The organism is Kocuria sp., from assembly GCF_030536815.1.
Classification (GTDB): Bacteria; Actinomycetota; Actinomycetes; order Actinomycetales; family Micrococcaceae; genus Kocuria; species Kocuria gwangalliensis.
Window position 1 is genome coordinate 1 of the sequence record NZ_JAUNPE010000009.1, and the last position, 20,041, is coordinate 20,041.

General features: G+C 62.6%; 18 protein-coding genes. 8 read left to right on the forward strand and 10 right to left on the reverse strand.

What is annotated here, in order from left to right:
• The 6 genes from Q4E95_RS02105 to dnaA form a co-directional block, all read right to left on the reverse strand.
• A partial coding sequence (locus Q4E95_RS02105; RefSeq protein ID WP_303381724.1) for a DNA gyrase subunit A occupies positions 1 to 1,117 on the reverse strand: 1,117 nt, incomplete at its 3' end.
• Positions 1,118 to 1,195: 78 nt separating this feature from the next.
• Positions 1,196 to 3,271, reverse strand: a complete 2,076-nt coding sequence (gyrB, locus tag Q4E95_RS02110) for a DNA topoisomerase (ATP-hydrolyzing) subunit B (protein ID WP_303381725.1) — start codon at positions 3,269 to 3,271, stop codon at positions 1,196 to 1,198.
• 245 nt (positions 3,272 to 3,516) lie between these two features.
• Positions 3,517 to 4,110, reverse strand: a complete 594-nt coding sequence (locus Q4E95_RS02115) for a DUF721 domain-containing protein (protein ID WP_303381726.1) — start codon at positions 4,108 to 4,110, stop codon at positions 3,517 to 3,519.
• Positions 4,103 to 5,308 carry a DNA replication/repair protein RecF gene (recF, locus tag Q4E95_RS02120; RefSeq protein ID WP_303381727.1) on the reverse strand — a complete coding sequence of 402 codons (1,206 nt, stop codon included), beginning with the start codon at positions 5,306 to 5,308 and terminating at the stop codon, positions 4,103 to 4,105. Before recF ends, Q4E95_RS02115 begins: the two co-directional genes overlap by 8 nt.
• A gap of 4 nt (positions 5,309 to 5,312) precedes the next feature.
• Positions 5,313 to 6,437, reverse strand: coding sequence for a DNA polymerase III subunit beta (dnaN, locus tag Q4E95_RS02125; RefSeq protein WP_303381728.1), 1,125 nt, complete (start codon positions 6,435 to 6,437; stop codon positions 5,313 to 5,315).
• 567 nt (positions 6,438 to 7,004) lie between these two features.
• Positions 7,005 to 8,627, reverse strand: a complete 1,623-nt coding sequence (gene dnaA / locus Q4E95_RS02130; protein WP_303381729.1) for a chromosomal replication initiator protein DnaA — start codon at positions 8,625 to 8,627, stop codon at positions 7,005 to 7,007.
• A 427-nt stretch (positions 8,628 to 9,054) separates the two neighbouring features.
• On the opposite strand from dnaA, the gene rpmH reads away from it, so the two are divergent.
• The 8 genes from rpmH (at position 9,055) to Q4E95_RS02170 (ending at position 15,499) form a co-directional block, all read left to right on the forward strand.
• Complete coding sequence (gene rpmH, locus Q4E95_RS02135; protein ID WP_303381730.1) at positions 9,055 to 9,192, forward strand: 50S ribosomal protein L34; 138 nt, start codon at positions 9,055 to 9,057, stop codon at positions 9,190 to 9,192.
• A 25-nt stretch (positions 9,193 to 9,217) separates the two neighbouring features.
• Positions 9,218 to 9,562 carry a ribonuclease P protein component gene (rnpA, locus tag Q4E95_RS02140; RefSeq protein WP_303381731.1) on the forward strand — a complete coding sequence of 115 codons (345 nt, stop codon included), beginning with the start codon at positions 9,218 to 9,220 and terminating at the stop codon, positions 9,560 to 9,562.
• 83 nt (positions 9,563 to 9,645) lie between these two features.
• Positions 9,646 to 10,071: a membrane protein insertion efficiency factor YidD gene (yidD, locus tag Q4E95_RS02145; protein WP_303381756.1), complete on the forward strand. Its 426-nt coding sequence runs from the start codon at positions 9,646 to 9,648 to the stop codon at positions 10,069 to 10,071.
• On the forward strand, positions 10,068 to 11,057 hold the full coding sequence (yidC, locus tag Q4E95_RS02150) for a membrane protein insertase YidC (protein WP_303381732.1): 990 nt from the start codon (positions 10,068 to 10,070) through the stop codon (positions 11,055 to 11,057). Before yidD ends, yidC begins: the two co-directional genes overlap by 4 nt.
• A 13-nt stretch (positions 11,058 to 11,070) precedes the next feature.
• Positions 11,071 to 11,613: a R3H domain-containing nucleic acid-binding protein gene (locus Q4E95_RS02155; RefSeq protein ID WP_303381733.1), complete on the forward strand. Its 543-nt coding sequence runs from the start codon at positions 11,071 to 11,073 to the stop codon at positions 11,611 to 11,613.
• A gap of 106 nt (positions 11,614 to 11,719) precedes the next feature.
• The gene (gene rsmG / locus Q4E95_RS02160; RefSeq protein WP_303381757.1) at positions 11,720 to 12,343 is read left to right on the forward strand and encodes a 16S rRNA (guanine(527)-N(7))-methyltransferase RsmG; all 624 of its coding nucleotides are present in this window, start codon (positions 11,720 to 11,722) and stop codon (positions 12,341 to 12,343) included.
• A gap of 268 nt (positions 12,344 to 12,611) precedes the next feature.
• Positions 12,612 to 13,466: a ParA family protein gene (locus Q4E95_RS02165; protein ID WP_303381734.1), complete on the forward strand. Its 855-nt coding sequence runs from the start codon at positions 12,612 to 12,614 to the stop codon at positions 13,464 to 13,466.
• Between the two features lie 752 nt (positions 13,467 to 14,218).
• The gene (locus Q4E95_RS02170; protein ID WP_303381758.1) at positions 14,219 to 15,499 is read left to right on the forward strand and encodes a ParB/RepB/Spo0J family partition protein; all 1,281 of its coding nucleotides are present in this window, start codon (positions 14,219 to 14,221) and stop codon (positions 15,497 to 15,499) included.
• Between the two features lie 120 nt (positions 15,500 to 15,619).
• On the opposite strand, the gene Q4E95_RS02175 is transcribed toward Q4E95_RS02170, so the two are convergent.
• The 4 genes from Q4E95_RS02175 to Q4E95_RS02190 form a co-directional block, all read right to left on the reverse strand.
• Positions 15,620 to 16,825: a peptidoglycan-binding protein gene (locus Q4E95_RS02175; RefSeq protein ID WP_303381735.1), complete on the reverse strand. Its 1,206-nt coding sequence runs from the start codon at positions 16,823 to 16,825 to the stop codon at positions 15,620 to 15,622.
• 57 nt (positions 16,826 to 16,882) lie between these two features.
• The gene (gene trxA, locus Q4E95_RS02180) at positions 16,883 to 17,218 is read right to left on the reverse strand and encodes a thioredoxin (RefSeq protein WP_303381736.1); all 336 of its coding nucleotides are present in this window, start codon (positions 17,216 to 17,218) and stop codon (positions 16,883 to 16,885) included.
• A gap of 89 nt (positions 17,219 to 17,307) precedes the next feature.
• Entirely contained in the window at positions 17,308 to 18,285 is a 978-nt protein-coding gene (gene trxB, locus Q4E95_RS02185; RefSeq protein WP_303381759.1) for a thioredoxin-disulfide reductase, read from the reverse strand.
• Positions 18,286 to 18,421: 136 nt separating this feature from the next.
• On the reverse strand, positions 18,422 to 19,984 hold the full coding sequence (locus Q4E95_RS02190; protein ID WP_303381737.1) for a hypothetical protein: 1,563 nt from the start codon (positions 19,982 to 19,984) through the stop codon (positions 18,422 to 18,424).
• Positions 19,985 to 20,041: the final 57 nt, after the last annotated feature.

Sequence of the window (20,041 nt, forward strand, 5' to 3'; positions counted from 1 at the left end):
GGGGCACACCGTCCACGAGCGCCAGCATGTTGGCGGAGAAGTTCTCCTGCAGCTGCGTGTGCTTGTAGAGGTTGTTGAGCACCACCTTGGGAACGGCATCGCGCTTGAGCACGATCACCAGACGCTGACCGGTACGACCGGAGGTCTCATCGCGCATGTCCGCAATGCCCTGCACACGGCCGTCCTTGACGAGGTCGGCGATCTTCACGGCCAGGTTGTCCGGGTTCACCTGGTACGGCAGTTCGGTGACCACCAGGCACGTCCGACCGTGGATTTCCTCCACACTGACCACGGCGCGCATGGTGATGGAGCCGCGGCCGGTGCGGTAGGCGTCCTCGATGCCCTTGTGACCCAGGATCTGAGCTCCCGTGGGGAAGTCCGGGCCCTTGACGCGTTTAATGAGTTCTTCGAGCAGGGTCTCGCGGTCCACGGTGGGGTTCTGGAGGTACCACTGCACGCCGTCCGCCACTTCGCGCAGGTTGTGCGGCGGAATGTTGGTGGCCATACCCACGGCAATACCGGAGGAACCGTTGACCAGCAGGTTCGGGAAGCGCGCCGGCAGAACGGTGGGTTCCTGCTGCTTGCCGTCGTAGTTGTCCTGGAAATCCACGGTGTCCTCGTGGATGTCCCGGACCATCTCCATGGCCAGCGGAGCCATCTTGGTCTCGGTGTAACGGGGGGCCGCGGCGCCGTCGTTACCGGGCGAGCCGAAGTTACCCTGGCCGAGCGCGAGCGGGTAGCGCATGATCCAGCCCTGGATCAGTCGCACCAGGGCGTCGTAGATCGCGGAGTCACCGTGCGGGTGGTAATTACCCATCACGTCACCGACCACGCGGGCACACTTGTTGAAGGAACGCTCGGGGCGGTAACCGCCGTCGAACATCGTGTAGATCACCCGGCGGTGCACGGGCTTCAAACCGTCGCGCACGTCCGGCAGTGCACGGCCCACGATCACGGCCATGGCGTAGTCCAGGTACGAGCGCTGCATCTCGGTCTGCAGGTCCACCTGCTCCACGTGATCGCCAGTGCTCACGACGACGTCGCCTTCGTCCGTTTCGAGCTCGATCGAGTTCTCGGGGTCGACCGGGACGTTTCCGTCCGGAGTCTCGTCACTCATTCGTTGCTATCCGTTTCTTCTCAAATCCCACGGTTCGGCATTCATGCCACATACGGAATATGCGGCGGACAACATGTTCTAGATGTCGAGGAACCGAATGTCTTTGGCGTTCTGCTGGATGAATTCGCGGCGGGATTCCACGTCCTCACCCATGAGCACGGAGAACACCTGGTCCGCCGCGGCGGCGTCGTCCATGGTGACCTGCAACAGCGTGCGGTGCTCGGGGTCCATGGTGGTCTCCCACAGCTCGGTGTAGTCCATCTCGCCCAGGCCCTTGTAACGCTGAATGCCGTTGTCCTTGGGCAGGCGACGGTTCTTGGCCAGACCCTCGGCCACGACCTCGTCACGCTCGGCGTCCGAGAACACGTAGTCGTGGGCGGCGTTGGACCACTTGATGCGGTACAGCGGCGGCTGCGCCAGGTACACGTAGCCGTGCTCAATGAGCGGGCGCATGAACCGGAACAACAGCGTGAGCAGCAAAGTGGTGATGTGCTGGCCGTCCACGTCCGCGTCGGCCATGAGCACGATCTTGTGGTAGCGGGCCTTTTCGATGTCGAAGTCATCGCCGATTCCCGCGCCGAACGCGGTGATCATGGACTGAACCTCGGCGTTGGACAGCGCACGGTCCAGGCGCGCGCGCTCCACGTTCAAGATCTTGCCGCGCAACGGCAGGATGGCCTGGCGACCGGGGTCACGGCCCTGCACGGCCGAACCACCCGCGGAGTCACCCTCCACGATGTAGATCTCGGAGAGCGTGGGGTCCTTGGACGAGCAGTCCTTGAGCTTGCCCGGCATGCCACCGGATTCCAGCAAGCCCTTGCGTCGTGTGGTTTCGCGCGCCTTACGCGCGGCCAAGCGGGCCTGGGACGCGTAGATCGCCTTGCGGATGATGTCCTTGGCCGGGGCCGGATTGCGCTCGAGCCAGTCACCGAACAAGTCGAACATCTCGCGCTGCACAAAGGTCTTGGCCTCGGAGTTGCCCAGCTTGGTCTTGGTCTGGCCCTCGAATTGGGGTTCGCCCAGTTTGATGGACACCACCGCGGTCAACCCCTCGCGAACGTCGTCGCCGGTGAGGTTCTCGTCCTTGTCGCGCAGCAGCTTGTTCTCTCGCGCGTAACGGTTGATCAGGGTGGTCAGCGCGGAACGGAAGCCCTCTTCGTGCGTGCCACCCTCGTGGGTGTTGATGGTGTTGGCATAGGTGTGCACCGACTCCGTGAACGCGGTGGTCCACTGCATGGCCAGTTCCAACGACATCTTCTTGTCGTCGTCTTCCACTTCCAACGCAATGACATCGTCGTGGATGAGATCGGCCTTCTTGGACGAGTTCAAGAAAGTCACGTAGTCCAGCAGGCCATTGTCGTACTTGTAGACGACCTGCAGGTCACCGTTCGAGTTGGTGTGGGTCTGGCCATTCGCGGCGTTGACGGTGCCGCCGTCCTGCCCCTCGACCGGTTCCTCCGCGGAAACCTTGGTCTGGGACCCGGCGATCTCCTCACCGGACTCGTCCTGCTGTCGCTCATCCGTGAGCGTGATGCGCAGTCCCCTGTTCAGGAAGGCCATCTGCTGGAAGCGAGCGCGCAGCGTCTCGAAGTCGAAATCGACGGTCTCGAAGATCTCGGGGTCAGGGTAGAACGTCTGAGTGGTACCGGTCTCCTCGGTGGCCTCACCCTTTTCCAGCTGGCCCTGCGGGACACCGCCGTTGGCAAAGTTCATCCGCCATTCATAACCCTGCCGGCGCACCACGGTGCTGACGCGGGCGGACAGGGCGTTGACCACGGAAATACCCACGCCGTGCAGGCCACCGGAGACGGCGTAACCGCCGCCGCCGAACTTACCGCCGGCGTGCAGGATGGTCATGACCACCTCCACGGTGGGCTTGCCCTCGGTGGGGTGCATGTCCACGGGGATACCGCGACCGTTGTCGGAGACGCGCACACCGCCGTCAGCCTGGAGTGTGATCTCGATGTGATCGCAGTAGCCGGCGAGTGCCTCATCGACGGAGTTGTCGACCACCTCGTACACCAGGTGGTGCAGTCCGCGAGGTCCGGTGGAACCGATGTACATCCCCGGACGTTTCCTGACGGCCTCCAGGCCTTCCAGAACGGTGATATCACCGGCACCGTACTCGTGCTGTAGGGGATCCTCTGTAGCCACGGGGTCTCCGGTCCTCCTGCGTAATCGACGTAGATCGATTGGTCGGCCCGCATGAATACAGCCGATGAGACGGCGCGCGGCTCATCGGCTGGCGGGACAAAAAGATCTTGTACCCCAATTCTACCGGATAAAGCGCTCAACGGCCCGCAGACGCCCCGGGGGCCCAGTCCGCTGGGGGACCACATGAACCGGGGTGATTCTGAGAATTGCGGCGTTTACCGCCTCATCCGGGCCATGAAACGCGGTTATCCGTAGGTATCGCGGGGCCCGCGGCCCTGGACGGTCCACCGGCCCTTCTTCCAACTTGGCCCCACCGGCCCGTGGATCTCGAGCTTGGTCACGATGCCCTCCCCCAGCCGGTCCGCGAAGGTGCGCAGGATCTGCGATTGAATCAACCGCAATTGGGTGGCATACGCGGTGGAGTCGCAGCGCACGCGCACCACGGTGTCCTCAAAGCTCTCGGGCCACGTGTGCTCCGCATTGCGCGCCCCCACGAGCGAGGCCCAGTCCGCGAGCACGCTGCTCACGTTCACGGGCGTCTTCCAGCCACGGTGCACGATCAGTGAATCCACGATATTGCCCAGCTTGCGTGGATCTCGCGCCGACTTCCCCGGTCCGGAGTAACCACCCATCTGCCGGGCATCCACGGGCCGGTTGTAACGCTGCTTGAGTGCCGGCGATCCCGTGCCGTCCTCCATCGCCTGTCCGAAGAACTTCATGTTCTTGGCCGCGGCCGCCTTGGACAACCGCGCATCTCCGCGCTCCTGAGCCGCTCGACGCACGCGTTGCAGCGCGGAGGCGGCGGCATCGACGACGTCGTCCCGGGCCGGATCAGTCATGCTCGCCTCGATCGGGGGGCGCCTCGCCGGCCGGGGCGTCCTGTACGTCCACCCGCCCGGGGCTCACGCGCACCACGCGGTGCGGGTTCTCGCGCAGCGCCCGCGGAAGATCCTCGTCCACAGCGGCGGTCACCAATACCTGCTCGGCCCGCTGGACCAGTTGAGCCAGCTTCTGCCGACGCCGCGCATCCAGTTCGGCGAACACGTCGTCCAAGATCAGCACGGGTGCTGCGCCCTCATTGGGGTCATCGGCCACGTGCACGTACCAGGAACCCAGCCGCAGGGCCAGGGCCGTGGACCACGTCTCACCGTGGGAGGCATAGCCCTTGGCCGGGGTGTCCCCGAGTGAAATCACCATGTCATCGCGGTGCGGACCCACCAGGGTGATCCCGCGTTCCTGCTCTTGCCGTTGGACCCGATCGAAGGCCTGCAGCATCAACTCGTAGAGGTCCCCCACGGAAAAATGCTCCAGGGCCGCGGAGTCGGCAGCGGGGTCCACTGACGAGCACTCGTAGCGCAGCCCCACGTGCTTCGGACCGTCCGTGAGCTGCTGATAGGCCCGATCCACTTCGGGCTCCAGCGCCTTGAGCAACTGAAGCCGCGCCCCCATGACCGCTGCACCGGCCCGCGCCAACTGCTCGTTCCACACGGCAAGGGTTGCCTGGTGGGATTGCGCGTTCTGGCGTGAGTAACGGGCGGATTTCAACAGCGCGTTGCGTTGTTTCAGGGCCCGGTCGTAATCGCTGCGGGCCGCGACCAGCACCGGCCGCATGGAGGTTGCCAGATCGTCCAGGAACTTCCGCCGGTGCCCCGGGTCTCCCTTGACCAACGTCAGATCCTCCGGAGAGAACACCACGGTGTGAAGGACACCCATGGCTTCCCGTGCGCGCACCGGAGCTGCACGGTTGATCTGTACCCTGTTGGCCCGGCCGTCGTTGAGTTCGAACTCCAGAACCGTGTGGTGGGTGGCGCGGCGGACTCGGATCCGCACGATTGCCCGTTCGGCCCCCGTCTTGATCAGCGGGGTGTCACTGGCAACGCGGTGCGATGAGAGATTGGCGGCCCAGTCGATGGCCTCGACCACGTTGGTCTTGCCCACGCCGTTGGGACCTACGAACACGGTCAGCCCGCGGTCCAGGGGCAGATCGAGACTCGCGTAGGTTCTGAAATCCAGCAGGGACAGGTGGTCTACGAACACACGATCACTGGTTGGGCAACCGGACCGGCATCAGCAGGTACTTGTAATCCACGTTGTCCTCGCCATCCAGTTCCTGCTGGGCGGAGAGAACCGCGGGTTTGGGAGGTGCGGTGAAGGAGAACCGCACGTACTGGGAATCGAAGGCGTGCAAACCTTCGGACAGGTAGGTCGGGTTGAACGCCACGGTGATGTCGTCACCGTTGAGCTGGGCATCCAGGACCTCGGAAGCCTGCGCGTCCTCACCGGTGCCGGCGTCCAATGCCACCTGTCCCTGGGTGAAGGCCAGTCGCACCGGTGTGTTGCGTTCGGCGACCAAGGAGACGCGGCGAACCGCTTCCACGAGATCCGCCGTCTTGACCGCGGCGGTGATCGGGGTGTTCTCCGGGAACAACGAGCGAATCTTGGGGTACTCACCGTCGATCAGCAAGCTGGTGGTGCGGCGGCCACCGGATTCGAAACCGACCAGCTCCGCGTTGTCCGCCAGTGCCACATTGACGTCCCCGGCGGCGCCGAGTGTCTTGGCAATGTCGTTCAAGGTCTTGGCCTTGATCAGAGCCGCCGTGGAAATCGTGGGATCAGAAGGCCGCCACGTGAGTTCACGCATGGCCAACCGGTACCGGTCCGTGGCGAGCAACGTGATTTTTTCGCCGTCGATCTCCATGCGTACGCCCGTGAGGATCGGCAGGGTGTCGTCCTTGGAGGCAGCGATGTTCACCTGACCCACGGCGTGCGCGAACTCATCACCGGCAATCACACCGGACAGTTCCGGAAGTGCCGGCAACTGGGGGTAGTCATTGACGGGCATGGCCGCGAGGTTGAACTTGGAGGACTTGCACGTGAGCGTGACCTTGCCGCCGTCGACCTCGACCTGCACGGGTGCCGAGGGTAGGGAACGGCAGATGTCCGCCAGGAGGCGGCCGGAGACCAGGGTGGTGCCTTCTTCCTGGACATCAGCGCTGATGGTCAGGCGAGCGGAGATTTCGTAGTCAAAGCTTGCGATCGATAGTGAACCGCTGTCGGCTTTGATCAGGAGACCGGAGAGAACGGGGACCGGCGGGCGTGGTGACAAGGATCGTGCCGTCCATGTGACTGCTTCAGCCAGTACGTCGCGCTCGACGGAGAACTTCACGGCAATGCCCCTTTGGTCTAAAAATATGTAACTCGCCGTGTGCATCGTATCCGCCTTGAGCGGCGACTTTCGAGCCCACACGAGCCGAGTGGAGTGCGCAAACTTGTAATTACAGGTTCTCGTCCGGGCTCGGGACGAGGCGTGGGCACAAGATTTTTGTTATTCGGTGGATTTCTCTTTAAGGGTAAGAGTGTTAATAACCCATGTGGAAACTGTGGATAACTGCCTGCTTCCCGCTGTTTGAATGGCTCGAGCCTGTTGACGTCCTGTGCTTAACTTCGGGCCCGTCTGTGGTCGCTCAGTGCGTAACTTCCGCGCTATGTCGCGGAATCCACAGGGTCGTCCCCCGCACCGGGATGCTTATCCACCGAAGCTCGAACGTTGTCCACAAAGTTTTCCACATCGGGTGATTCCCGGTTGTGCACAATCCGTCCACACGGCCACCGTAACCTGTGTATGGAGCGGCGTCGTGGCTGGTCCCGAGGGCTGGGAACCTGTGGACGAATCACAAAAAAGTAGGGTCCCGGCCGACTGGCCGGGACCCTCAAGACGTGGTGAGCCGCGGGCTCAGCCCTCGCGGGACTGCTGCTTGATGCGGTTGGTCAACTCCGTGACCTGATCGAAAATCTGACGCCGCTCGGCCATCAGGGTGCGAATCTTGCGGTCCGCGTGCATCACGGTGGTGTGGTCACGCCCGCCCAACTCCTGACCGATCTTGGGCAGAGACATGTCCGTGAGCTCACGCAACAAATACATGGCGATCTGCCGCGCGGTCACGAGCGTGCGGGTGCGGGACTTGGACTTGAGCTCGTCCAAGGTGATGTTGAAGAACGCCGCGGTCTGGCCGAGGATCGACGCCGCCGTGATTTCCTGCCCGCCGTCCTCGGTGATCAAGTCCTTGAGCACCAGCTCGGCCAGCGGCAGATCCACCGCCTGCTTGTTCAGTGAGGCGAATGCCGTGACACGGATCAGTGCACCCTCGAGCTCACGAATGTTGGTGGAGATATGGGATGCGATGTACTCCATTACGTCATCCGGGGCGTCCATGCCCTCGCTGATGGCCTTCTTCCGCAGAATCGCGATGCGGGTTTCCAATTCAGGCGGCTGCACGTCCGTGATCAAACCCCACTCGAAGCGGGATCGCATGCGCTCGGCAAAACCGGTCAACTGCTTGGGTGGCATGTCCGAGGTGATCACGATCTGCTTCTCGTGATTGTGCAGCGCGTTGAACGTGTGGAAGAACTCTTCCTGCGTGTGTTCCTTGCCGGCCAAGAACTGGATGTCGTCGATGAGCAGCATGTCCACGTTGCGGTAGATGCCCTTGAAGGAGGAACCTTCGTCATCGCGGATCGAGTTGATGAAATCGTTGGTGAACTCCTCGGAGTTCACATAGCGCACGCGCAGTTTGGGGTAAAGCCGCTTGGCGTAGTGGCCGATGGCGTGCAGCAAGTGGGTTTTGCCCAGCCCGGAATCGCCGTATATGAACAGCGGGTTATATGCCTTGGCGGGGGTTTCGGCCACAGCGAAGGCTGCGGCGTGGGCAAAGCGGTTGGACTGACCGATCACGAATGAATCAAACACGTACTTGGGGTTCAACCGTGCGGAGCTGTCCCACTCGGCGTCCGAGGGGCTGGTGTCCGTGCCGTTCGTGGTGCTCAGCGGTTCGCGCGGGTGAGCCGGCGGCACCGCCTGCGGATCTCTGCGAGGGGGTAGGTCTCCGTAAACGCGGGTGGTGGATTCCGCGGCCATGGTATCGGTCAGACCACTGGGCATCGGACGCGGATGGTCGGTACGCGGAACATCCACGCCGTGATGGGTCGGTGTCTGCGGGGCGCTGCGATTGCGTTCGGCTTCGAGTTCCTCAATCGAGGGGCCTTGTGAGTCCACGGCCGGGGCCTCGTTCTGGGGCGGGGTCAGACCGAGTTCTGTGTCCACCACGAACGCGACCAGAGTTTCCGGCCCGAATACCCGACCCACGGCCTCGTCCAGCACGGCGGCCATGCTGCGGTGTTGGAAGTACTCCCGCGTGCGCTCATTGGGCACGGCCACCAACAAAGTGGTGCCCATGAGCCCCTGGGGTTCGGACAAGGAAATGAAGCCCCGGGACCGTCCGGTCACGCTAGGGTGCTCCTTCATGTACCGGACGCATTCGGCCCACTGTTGGAGCAGGGGCTGATTGTCCTGGTGCATGAATTTCTCCTGACGGTAGCGGCGGGTTCTGGCTAGTTTTCCACAGAGTTGTACACAGCAGTGGATAAACCAGAGTGGGGGAACCCGTAACGGACAGCCTAGAACATGCGTCGTGGCACTTCATAGCCCCATTGGGCGGATGTGGAGAACTACAACCTTGTAGTTCGCACCTGGGGATAAACTCTTCCTCGGCGGGTCACGGAAGCCGTTGTCCACATGGTCCACAGGCTGTGGATGCACAACTGTGGAGAAGCCGCCGGGGAGCCCCGAATTTGACCGGGGGCGGGCGATTGACTACTGTAAATCAGTCTTGTGCGTTTATGCTCGGGCCTTTCTGCCGCGCTTACGCACCCAAATACCTACCGCGTGCCCATCCCGTGCAACCGCACGGTTCAAGCACCGTTGTCCCAACCTTGTGGAGTGACTAATGACCAAGCGGACTTTCCAGCCGAACAACCGCCGTCGTGCCCGTAAGCACGGCTTCCGCGCTCGTATGCGCACCCGCGCAGGCCGCGCCATCCTGAATGCCCGCCGTGGCAAGGGTCGCGCTACTCTGTCGGCCTAAGTTCAAGTTGTAGAGGCCTCGCACCGTGCTGCCCGTCCAGCATCGGATGCGCACCTCAGCGCAGTTTTCTGCAACCGTACGTTCCGGCGCCCGTAGTGGACGCCGGAACGTCGTCGTATCCGTACGCATGAGCGACCAGAGCCAGCCCACTCGCGTGGGTTTTGTCGTGTCCAAGGCCGTGGGGAACGCGGTGGTTCGCAATAAGGTCAAGCGTCGGTTGCGTCAACTCGCGGCCGACACCGTGCAATCGCGTCCCACGGGGCACGATGTTGTGGTCCGCGCCCTACCTGCCTCGGCGGGTGCTGTGTGGAGCGAACTCGGTGACGACTACCGTGGTGCGTATCAGAGCGCATTCCGGAAGGCCGGATGACGACAGACTTCGGCATTGCCCAGGGCAATGCCGTACCGTTCGATGTGCAAGGTAGTGGAGGAGGCGCACACGTGGAAGACCGGGTGGCAGCCGACGCTCTCCTGAACCGAGCACCCCAGGAGTACCACAGGGCGAACAACGCGCTTCGCGCCATCAAGTACGCCCCGCAGAACGTATGCATTGCGCTGCTCAAGCTGTATCGCTCCATTGTGTCCCCGCTCTACGGGGACGTGTGCCGTTACTTCCCGTCATGCTCGGCCTACGCGCTCGAAGCCTTCACCGTTCACGGCGCGGCCCGTGGACTCGGGTTGAGTGTCAAACGTTTACTGCGCTGCCATCCATGGGCGGCGGGCGGAATCGACAGAGTTCCCGGCGGTGGACGAGAGTTCCATTCACTGTCCGAAACGCCCAAAATCATGCTGCTCAACCACCCGAACCTCGCACGTGAGGCCACGTGCGACCGCCCCGGTCACCACCACGGCGTGACCCAAGGAGCCAACGTTCGATGAATTTCTTCGACATCATCCTCTTCCCCTTCAGCTGGGCCGTTTCGGCAGTGCTGTGGGTCTTCCACGAGCTACTCACCGCCATTGGGATGGACCCGGCATCAGGTATTACCTGGGTGCTGTCCATCGTGGGTCTGACCCTGGTGATGCGTACATTGACCATCCCCTTGTTCCTGAAGCAGATCAAATCCATGCGCGGCATGCAGGAACTGCAGCCCGAAATGGCCAAGCTGCAGGCCAAGTACAAGGGCAAGAAGGATCAGCTCTCTCGCCAGGCCATGGCCGAAGAGCAAATGGCCCTCTACAAGAATCACGGTTCGAACCCGTTCTCCGCGTGCCTGCCCATCTTGGTGCAGATGCCCATCTTCTTCGCGCTTTTCAAGGTGCTCCGCTCGGTGCCCCAGGCGGCCGCCAACGGTGAGTCCATTCACGTGCTGACCCCGCAGCTGGTCGAGCAGTTCAACGCGTCCACCATTTTCGGTGCACCGCTGTTCTCCACCCTGATGCAGCCCGGTGCCGGTAACCACACGGCAACCGTGGTGCTGGCGGTCGTCATGATCGTGGCCATGTCCGCCACGCAGTTCATTACGCAGAAGCAGTTGACCGTGCGCAACATGAGCGATGCCGCCAAGCAGTCGCCCATGTACCGCCAGCAGCAAATGATGCTGTACCTGTTCCCGTTGGTCTTCGCGATCGGCGGCATCAACTTCCCGCTGGGTGTGCTCATTTACTGGACCGTTTCCAACCTGTGGTCCATGGGCCAGCAGTGGTGGGTCATCCGCAACAACCCCACCCCGGGTTCTCAGGCCGAACGCGAGCTCAACGAACGCCGCGCCGCCAAGGGTCTACCGCCGGTGGGTGTGACCAAGGAAGAGCACGAGGAGAAGCTGGAAGAACAGCGCCAGCGTGCCGCCGCGGGGCAGCGCAAGCAGCCCGTGTCCAAGAAACGCCAGAAACAGCAGCAGGGCCGCAAGAAGCAAGGGTCCTGAGGAAGAGCATCGAATGAACGAGACTGACAACGGTCATGACGGCACGACCGAGAACCAGACTGCCGATGTACTCGAGGCCCAGTTGAGCCCCCTCGAGGAAGAAGGCGAGATCGCGGCCGACTACATTGAGGAGCTACTCGACACCGCTGACATCGACGGTGACATCGACATCGAGGTCCGCGATGGCCGTACGTACGTGTCCGTGGTGACCGAGGACTCCCAGAACTCCGAGTTGGAAGCCCTTGTAGGCCCCAAGGGCGAGGTACTGGATTCGTTGCAGGAGCTTGCCCGCCTGGCGGTTCTCTCCGCCACGGAGCGTCGCAGCCGCCTGGTGCTCGATGTCGCGGGCTACCGCGAGGCTCGCGCCGAGGTGCTGCGTGAGATGGCCCAGAAGGCTGTGGCCCAGGTGCAGTCCAGCGGTGACAGCGTGCATCTGGAACCGCTGTCCGCCTATGAGCGCAAGATTATTCACGACGCCGTGGCCGAGGCCGGTTTGCTCTCCGAGTCCGAGGGCGAAGGCCCGGGTCGCCACATCGTGATTTCTGCGGCGGATTAGGTCTGTGGCACGTTCACATTCGTCCAAGGCGCACGACGCCGCTCCGGGACCTTCTCAGCCTCCCGCCACCTCGCGTCCGGCCCCCGATCCGCAGCCGGCTCCTCCGCTGGCAGGTTCGGAATTGGAGGCCGCCCAGCGGCTCTTCGGCGACAGACTGGCGCTTGCCGAACGCTATACCAAGCACCTGGCATCGTCGGGAATCGTCCGTGGGTTGATCGGCCCGCGTGAGGCACCCAGACTGTGGGAACGTCACGTACTCAACTGTGCCGTGGTCCAGGAACTCATCCCGGAGAACGCACGTGTGGTGGACGTGGGCTCCGGTGCCGGTCTGCCGGGACTGTGCCTCGCCCTGGCGCGCCCGGACATCGCGATCACCCTGGTGGAACCCCTGGAACGTCGTGTCCAGTGGCTCGACGAAGTCATCGAGGACCTTGAATTGCCCAACGTGACCGTACTGCGGACGCGTGCCGAACAGGCCAAGACGCAGCTGAAGAACGTTGATGTGGTGACGGCTCGCGCCGTGTCCGCGTTGACCGGCCTGATGGACATCACCCTTCCCCTGCTCAAGGGGTCCGGACAGCTGCTCGCCCTCAAGGGGCGGTCGGCGCAGGACGAGGTCGACAAGGCCAAGAAGAAATTCAATCGGTTCGGAGTGCGGTCCGCGGAAGTACTCACCGTGGGTGAGGATCTGCTGAGCGAACCCACCACGGTGGTCCGCCTGAGCTTGTGATCCTGATCGGTGTGCCCGATATGGCTGGGTAAGCTAACGCAGTACAGTCTGTAACCGTCGGAGAGGACGAGTGGTACGAGTGGAGCAGAACTCCGAAACTCGGAACGACCGGGTGCGCGGCCATGATTTCGGTCTCCCACCGGATCCCGCAGCACAAACAGAAAAGGTTGTTCCGGACCGAGGACGTCACGTTTCACGTGAAACAGACACCCCGCACGGTACGGCAGCGCAGCAGGCAGTAGCGGATACCGCTCTTGGGAGGAAGCTCGTGGAAGAGAATAAACGTCGTGCACGACTTAGGCAGACCAAGATCGATCCCCCTGCTGAAACCCGGTACATCACGATCAGTAATCAAAAGGGTGGCGTGGGTAAGACCAGCACCTCCGTGAACCTGGCTGTCGCACTGGCTCAACAGGGCCAGAACGTCTTGGTCATCGATAACGACCCGCAGGGCAATGCGTCCACTGCCTTGGGAATTCCGCACGGCACGGATGTCGACAGTGTCTATGATGTTCTGATTGACGAGACTCCGATCGTAGATGTTGTTCAGAAGTCGCCCGAAATGGAGAATCTCTGGGTGCTGCCGGCCACCATTGACCTCGCCGGGGCGGAGATCGAACTGGTCTCAGTCGTGGCACGCGAACAACGGCTCCAACGGGCGCTCAAGGAATACGGGAAAGCCCGCGAAGAACGGGGCGAGACCCGCTTGGACTACGTGTTCATCGACTGCCCGCCGAGTCTTGGACTTCTGACCATCAATGCGTTCGTTGCTGCCACCGAGGTACTCATCCCCATTCAATGTGAGTACTACGCATTGGAGGGTCTGAGTCAGCTCCTGAACAACATCACCATGATTCAGAAGCACCTGAACCCCGACTTGTCCGTGTCCTCTATTCTCTTGACGATGTACGACGGCCGTACCAACCTTGCCTCTCAGGTGGCCGATGAAGTGCGGCAACACTTCCCTGACCAGGTCATGGACACGATGATTCCGCGGTCGGTGCGGATATCCGAAGCCCCGAGCTATCAGCAAAGCGTCATTACGTACGACCCGAGCTCCACCGGTGCCCTGTCCTATCTCGAAGCAGCTGCCGAACTGGGAGCGCGCTCTCCCAAACCCTAGGCACCATGTTTCACGTGAAACACGCACGGATAGCCGTTTGAAGCCGTAGAACAGCTATGGAGGGCCGCGAACTTGCCGAGTTCGCGGCCCTTTTTACGTCCAGGTCATTAAGGCTCCAGCTGGACATCGGCCAGTTGCGATGTTTCACGTGAAACAACGACCCGAAACACGGCGCCGCATGGCCCAGGCGGTGCAAGCGGACGGCCGCACGTGGATAAGATGAACGTCGGAGATATGACGAAAGGATTCACGTGAGCGAGAAACGACGAGGTCTGGGTCGCGGCCTTGGAGCCCTGATTCCCAGCGGTCCGGCATCGGCCGCCGAAACGACTACCGCAGACAGCGGCACGACGACGGTCAAGACGGAATCACCAGAACAACGGCAGGGACGAGCGCGGACCGGAACAAGCAAGAATTCCGCTGCGTCGGATGCTGCATCAAGTAAACCCCGTACCGAGCAGGAATCCGTGAAGGCCAACTTGGAGACGCCCCCCACGAATAAAAGGAACGAGCAAAAGGGAGCCCAACAACCCGCCCGAGGGCGGTCTGTCGAATCTGCCGGTAAGAAGAACAAGACGGCCGGAGACACGACCGGCGCGACGCCGAAGAGGTCGGGTGATAATGCCCCGGCGCAAACAAAGGAGACAGCTGCCGAGGTTACCGGGAAGAAGCCGAGTGTTTCACGTGAAACATCGCCCGAATCCCGCGGCGTGAGCAAGGGGACTAAACCCAGCGCACGTTCGCGACGCGACATGGGTCAGGCCTTGAGAAGTACGACCAGTGTCCGCCGTCCGGTGGACATGTTCTTCCTTCCCTCCGATGAGCCCGAAGGAAACGACGAATCGGAACCCTCGACGTCGCCCGTCAATGGGCCACCATCACATGAGCTCAATGAATCGCCGGGAAATAAGGTTCAGCACGATGTTTCACGTGAAACATCGGATACCTCTCGGACTACGATCGCCCAGGGTCGTGATGGAACGACGGCAGAAGACCCACCGGCGAAAAACACCAAGTCTTTCGATGCAGCGTCCGCACCCAACGAGTCCCGTAATGCGCGCGGCGCGGTTAGCAGGCAAAGCAGTCTGCCCCAGCAAGCACCGAACGGCCGTACGGACTCATCCCGGGCGGCAGATTCAGACCCGAATGTTTCACGTGAAACATCTGCCAACTTCGAGGACGATACCGACCCGAGCCAACTCGGGGCCGTACCGGGCGCGCAGTTTGCGGAAATACCTGTCGCCGACATCCACCCCAACCGGAAACAGCCTCGGCAGGTATTCGATGAGGATGAACTGGCTGAGCTTGCCTTCTCCGTGAAAGAACTCGGAGTCCTGCAGCCTGTCGTGGTGCGGCCCAGCCGCGAGGGAGAGGGTGCAAAGTACGAACTGGTTATGGGCGAACGGCGCTGGCGTGCCGTTCAGAAGGCCGGACTGGATTCCGTCCCCGCGATCATCCGCGAAACCGCGGATGACGATCTCCTGCGTGATGCCCTCCTGGAGAACCTGCATCGGTCGCAGCTGAATCCCCTGGAAGAAGCGGCCGCTTATCAGCAGCTGTTGGAGGAATTCGGTGCCACGCAGGACGAGCTCTCCCGCCGCATTGGCCGGTCTCGTCCGCAAATCTCCAATACCCTCCGCCTTCTACGCCTACCACCCCTGGTTCAACGCCGCGTCGCGGCCGGGGTATTGAGCTCCGGTCACGCGCGGGCATTACTGGGTCTGACCGATCCCGCAGACATGGAGCGTCTGGCGCAGCGGGTAGTAGCGGAGGGCATGTCCGTGCGAGCCACGGAGGAAACGGTGGCGCTGTCGGACGGACTTAAGCGTCACGGGACCAAGCGCAAGAGTGCTACCCATCGTCATGACGATCGACTCAACTACATTGCAGATGCTTTCTCGGATCGTTTGGACACGAGCGTCAAGATTCAGCTGGGTGCACGCAAGGGCAAGATGACCATTGAGTTTGCGTCCGTGGAGGACTTGAACCGCATCATCGATGTCTTGGACCCAAAAATGGAGGACCAGAGCTAGCTAGCACTTGCGGGGCCATGGCCCGAGGCATGAGTCTTGCCGATCGGCCCCGCAGACAAAAGTGGCCCCGATGTTTCACGTGAAACATCGGGGCCACTTCCATGTGCGGAGCCCGCAAGCTCAGTTCGAGTTGTAGTAGTCCTCAATGTCCGACAAACTCATGGTGCCGGTCGCAATGTTATCGGCGGACCGAACGTACATTCGCTGTAGCGCGCACAGGATGGATTCCGCCAAGCGCTCCCGGTGTTCGGGGTTCTCGAGATTGATCCGTTCGGCGGCGCTTGAAAGATAACCCAGGTCAATCCACACGGTGGGGGCATTCGAGTAGCGCAAGAGCTCCCATTGACGAGCGTGACAACCGAGATCCTGGGCGCCGGTACGGGAGATCAGTTCCTTGAGAATGTACCGTGCTGCGGTTTCACCAATGGGAGAGAAGGTCTCAGCACCATCTTGGTCACCCCAGTAATAGGTGGCCACGCCATTGGCTGACTCCGAGGCGTTCCAGTCACAATGAAGTGTCAGTACGAGCGCGTCGGGGTGTCCCTGGGTGGCCGCGGCCTTGGACTCGACCGTGCGGACCGGTTCGCCGGACCTGGTCATGTAGCTACCGGTGCTGAGTATCACCGGTGACGCGCCCACGTTGTTCAGCAGCTCGTACGTGCGCAGGGCAACGTCGGTCGTAATGCGCTCTTGGTCAGCCGTGAACTGTTCGGGTGCCGTGGGGGAGATAGCTTGACCGGAAGTGGACCAGGGCAGCAGGATGATCACACGCTGCTTCAGGGCGTTGGTGGCCTGTTCCAAACGGTGGTAATCACGCAGCGAGTAGGCCTTGGACGACGTAATGTTCTTGTTGATGCGTGCAAGCGCCGCAATTGTTTCGAGATCCACCACGCCATCGGCCTCGAGGCCCAGGTTCTGCTGCAGTTCCACCACTGCGTAGTGGGTCTTGCGGCAGAACACCCCATTGAGGTGACCGTAGTAGAAACCCAACCGAGACAGGTTGGCTTGAATGAGTTCAACGTCCTCGCCGCGCAGGGGGTGCTCGGCGTCGTAGAACAATGGGCGGTCGCCCAGGGTGTACTGGGCTTGCGTCAGAGCGGTCTCGGTTTCGGGGCCGAGCACGCCGTCCACGATCAGCCCCTTGTTCTGCTGGAAGATCCGCAGGGCGCCGTCGAGCGTCTCATCAAAGTGTGACGGGTCTTTGACGGCGTCCGGGGACAGACCAGTGGCACCCTCGCTGGCGCGGATGAGGCGTTCGCGAAGCCCCACCACGCGCCGGTCGGTCACTCCCAGACGCAGGTTGGCCGCATGTGGCTCGGATGTCACTGGTCTTCCCCCTGACAGTTGTGGAACGTGAAGCGCGGTAGCTAGTGTGCCGCGCGCTCAGGCTGACGGGGTCAGGTAGTCCGCAAATTCCTTCTCCAGCGCGGACTTGGGCTTGGCGCCGATCGAGGTCTTGGCCACCTCGCCGTCGGCAAACAAGTAAACCGCGGGGATGGACGTAATGCCGTACTTGGAGGCAATGGCGGGGTTGTCGTCAACATTGACCTTCACAACGTCAATGTTGTCCGCGTACTCGGCGGCCATGGCATCCAGCACCGGGCCCAACTGCCGGCAGGGTCCGCACCATTCGGCCCAGAAGTCCACGATGGTGGGCTTGGAGTTCTCCAGCACCTCGGCCTGGAAGTTGGCGTCGGTGACGTCTTTGGCTGCACTCATGTCGATTTGTTCCTTTCAGCGGGTGAATAACCGGATGGGCCGGACCATTCACCAATGGTTGAGATTGATTATGACGCAGACACCCGTGGTCAGCTGTCCAGCGCTGCCAGGTAGTGCTCCACATCGATGGCGGCAACGCATCCGGAGCCGGCAGCCGTGATGGCCTGGCGGTAGGTGGCGTCGAGCACGTCACCGGCGGCAAAAACACCGGCGACGGACGTTGTCGAGGAACGGCCGTCCACGGCAATGGTGCCGTCCACGGTCAGTTCCAGCTGATCCTTGACCAAATCAACGCGGGGATCGGAGCCGATGGCCACGAACAAGCCGGTGATATCCAGCTCCGAGGTTTCTCCGGTCACGGTGTCCTCCAGGGTCAGGGACTCCACCTTGGACTCACCGTGGATGTCCTTGACCTGCTTGTTCCACAGGATGTCGATTTTGGGATCATCGAACGCGCGCTGTTGCATGATTTCCGAGGCGCGGAACGAATCGCGGCGGTGGATCAGGGTCACCTTGGACGCAAACTTGGTCAGGAAGGTCGCCTCCTCGATCGCGGAGTCACCGCCACCCACCACGGCGATGTTCTGCTCCTTGAAGAAGAACCCGTCACACGTGGCGCACCACGACACACCGTGGCCGGACAGACGCTCCTCATTGGGCAGGCCCAACTTACGGTAGGCGGAACCGGTGGCCATGATCACGGTGCGGGTGCGCAGTACGGTGCCGTCCTCGACGGTCACGGTCTTGATCTCGCCCTCCAGCTCCACGGATGTGACGTCCTCGAAACGAATGTCCGCACCGAAGCGCTCGGCCTGCTGCTGCATATTGGTCATCAAATCCGGCCCCATGATGCCTTCGATGAAACCCGGGTAGTTCTCGACATCCGTGGTGTTCATGAGTTCACCACCGGCGGTGACGGAGCCGGCGATCACGATGGGCTTGAGGTCCGCGCGAGCGGCGTAAATAGCGGCGGTGTAACCGGCGGGTCCCGAACCGACGATGACCACGTCGTGGACGGCGTCGTCGGAGGTGGCGGGGGCGGTCTCCTGCGCCTGGACGGGCGTCAGGTTCAAGTTCACGGCGTTCGCGAAGGAGGGGCCGAGATCATTGCTCACGTGTCTGAAAACCTTTCTGGGGATTACCGCGTTCGCGGCGGGAAACTACTGGAAGAACGTGCCGGTACGGCGTGAATATTCCGGACCGTTACCGAACGGCAACTTCCCCGACACGCAGACCGTACTGGTACCCGCCAATGGGGTTGGTGAGCTGCGGCAGCTGTTCCCACAAGATGAGCACGTACTCGTGCTCATCCTCCTGCGCCGCCCGGCTGAGCGGCACGGTGATTTGCGGGCCGGTGAACGACCCCGTGCCGACCTGCTGCGCGCCGTCCATGGACGGGGAATCCGAGACGTACACGGTGAAGTTGCCGCCGGTGCCGCCGGCCTGGTCGATCGTGACCTCGGACACGGGCGCCGGTTCCTCAAGTTCCACGGCCAGCCCCACATAGTCGGTGAGATTGCCGAAGTTGGCGTTCGAGAAGCCGTAACTGAGCCAGTACGTGGCGGGATTGCCGTCAATGGCCTGACTCAGGGTGGCGTCCGTGTCATCCATGAAGTTGGGATCCGAGGTCACACGGGTCACCGCCTGCGCCCGGGGCTCCGAAGGTGCCGCCGAGCCGTCGGCTTCGCTTTCCTGAGGCGCCGACGTCGTTTGCTCGCCCTGCGGAGCCGGGTTCTGGCCGTCATCGGGCTGCGAGTTCAGCGCACCCAGCGCGCGGAAGCCAAGGACCACAGCGGCCAGCAGGGCCAGGATCAGCAGGAGTAACAGCAGGGCCCGCAGCGGGCCGTTGCGCTTCTTGCGTGGTGCTCCGGGATCGTGGGAGGGGCCGGGACCGGCACCGGAACCGCCACCGGAAGCTCCGACGACCGCGCTCACCGCTCCCGCCGTGCCCGCGGCACCGGCGCCCGTGGAGCTCTGGGCCGGGGTCTCGGCCTCGACGACCGGATAGCCGGCCAGACGGTCCGGGTTACCCTCGTTGGCCTCGAAGCTCTCATAGCGATTGTCACCGTCGTAGGTGGGATCAATTTTTCCGGCGGCGGCGGCCGAGGCTCCCGCGGCGGCGGCGCTGCCACCGGAGGCGGCACGATCGAAGAGCGTCGAACGGGTGGACTCGGGATCCACCTTGCGGGCCCGGCCCAGTTTGGTCCGCACGGAGGGAGCGGCGGGGGCGTTCTGGTACGCGTCGTACTCGTCGTCCCCCCACCGGGTCACGGCGGGATTGTTCCCGGGTGCCGCGGCCTCGTCCGTATCGGCACCCGCATCGGATTGGGCGCCCGGGGTGGGTACGGCCTGGTGGGGCTGGGTGGGCTCCGGTTCCTCGTAGACGTACGGGGATGCCGGAGCGGAGCGGGAGTCGCCAAAGATGTCGTCCGAGAGGGACTCGTCCTCCAACTCGTTCTCCGCCACGAGCAGGGTGTCCAGCAGGTCCGCGGCGGGGGCGTAGGAGGTCACCACGTAGGTGGTGTCATGGGCCTGCCCGAGGTCCAGGATCTGGAACCGGTCGCTGCCCGACCCCGAGGCCAGGGAACGCGCGTTGGACACCATGAGCTGTTCGTGGTTGTCACCGGGCACCAGGATGGACACCCTGCGCCGCAGGATCTGGTCCTCGCCCTGCAACACGTGATCGCCGTCCGCGCTGGTCAACAGAGATGCGGTGACCTGGTAGCGGCCACCCAGGACAGTTCCGAGCGCAATGGGCTGGGACACAGCGAACTCCCTCGAGTTACGGCGCCCGGCGCGGTTCGCGGGCGCGACGACAAACTG